The sequence below is a fragment of the Acetobacter sp. DmW_043 genome (assembly GCF_002153485.1).
GTDB classification, from domain to species: domain Bacteria; phylum Pseudomonadota; class Alphaproteobacteria; order Acetobacterales; family Acetobacteraceae; genus Acetobacter; species Acetobacter thailandicus.
Genome location: NZ_JOMN01000040.1, coordinates 1 through 1283, shown reverse-complemented (window position 1 = coordinate 1283; position 1283 = coordinate 1). Strand labels below are relative to the sequence as shown.

Below are 1283 nucleotides of genomic sequence, written 5' to 3'. Positions count from 1 at the left end.
TCATACCTTCATGTCCGCAATCCATATCGCTGCAAGCTTCATCTTCTATCTCAAAGAATGAGTCCTAAGCCTAGGTTTCGTTGACAAAGGTTGACAGTAACGTCTGTGATTGATTCAACGCTGCCTTTTGGAGGTGTCGTTGGGCGAGCGAATTGGGCTTTCGGACGAGGAATGGGCAATCATTGGAGCGCTCCTTCCGCCTGAGACGGGTCGTGCTTGCCGGCCGGCGCAGGATAACCGCCTTTATTTCGAAGGCATGATGTGGATTGCGCGGACAGGCTCGCAGTGGCGACACCTGCCAGACGAATACGGCAAGTGGAACAGCGTGTTCCGCCGCTATCGGCGCTGGGTTACAACAGGCGTGTTCGACGCGATGCTGGAAACGCTGGCTGAAATGGTGGAGCGCGACGCCACCGCCTACATGATCGACAGCACTGTGGTCCGGGCACATCATTGTGCCGTCGGCATAAAAAAGGGGATCAGGAGACCGAGGCGCTTGGCCGATCGCGCGGTGGCTTCAGCACCAAACTCCACGCCCGATGCCGATGCCAAAGGCCGCCCGCTCGGATTTGTCCTGACACCAGGGCAGACCCACGACATCCAGGGCTTCGGTCCGCTGTTCCGCATGATCGCAGACAAGATTGAGGCGCTGCTGGCCGACAAGGGCTATGACGCCGACGCCATCCGTGAGGAACTGACGAAAGCCGACGTCGAAGCGGTCATCCCCGCCAAGAGCAACCGGCGCGAGCCTATCGCGCACGACCGCGAAAAATACCGCTGGCGCAACCTCGTCGAGCGTCTGTTCAACAAGCTCAAGAACTGGCGGCGCATCGCAACCCGATACGACAAAACCAAGGAATCTTACCTCGGCTTTGTCAATCTCGTGTCAGTCCTCCAGTGGATACCATTTGTCCACGAAACCTAGTATCCGCCATATTCAAAGATTAGTGGCTGATACCAATCTTGTTACAGATGGTATTGCACACGATATACTTGAATTAGCAAAGAGGCGGCACGAAAACCTTGAAAGAGTTATGGCGCAATAAAAGAAAACACTCCGCCAGTGGTGTCTGGACGGGGCTAATTCGTATGCTCAGAAGGTCTATGTTTATATAAATAATTTTATTGCGGTACAAGCTTTTTTTTCACTCAGAGACGCAGGTTAGGTGGAGGGTTAGCAATTACCCCTTTCTGTGAAGAGTTCAGGCTCTATCCAGGTTTTAGGCTCAGGACTCATTCTTTGAGATAGAAGATGAAGCTTGCTGCGATGTGGATTGCGGACA

At 53.5% G+C, this 1283-nt stretch carries 1 protein-coding gene; it reads left to right on the top strand.

The window, feature by feature from the left end:
* Nucleotides 1–139 precede the first annotated feature (139 nt).
* Nucleotides 140–925 carry an IS5 family transposase gene (locus HK11_RS10145; RefSeq protein WP_086555232.1) on the top strand — a complete coding sequence of 262 codons (786 nt, stop codon included), beginning with the start codon at nt 140–142 and terminating at the stop codon, nt 923–925.
* Nucleotides 926–1283 lie beyond the last annotated feature (358 nt).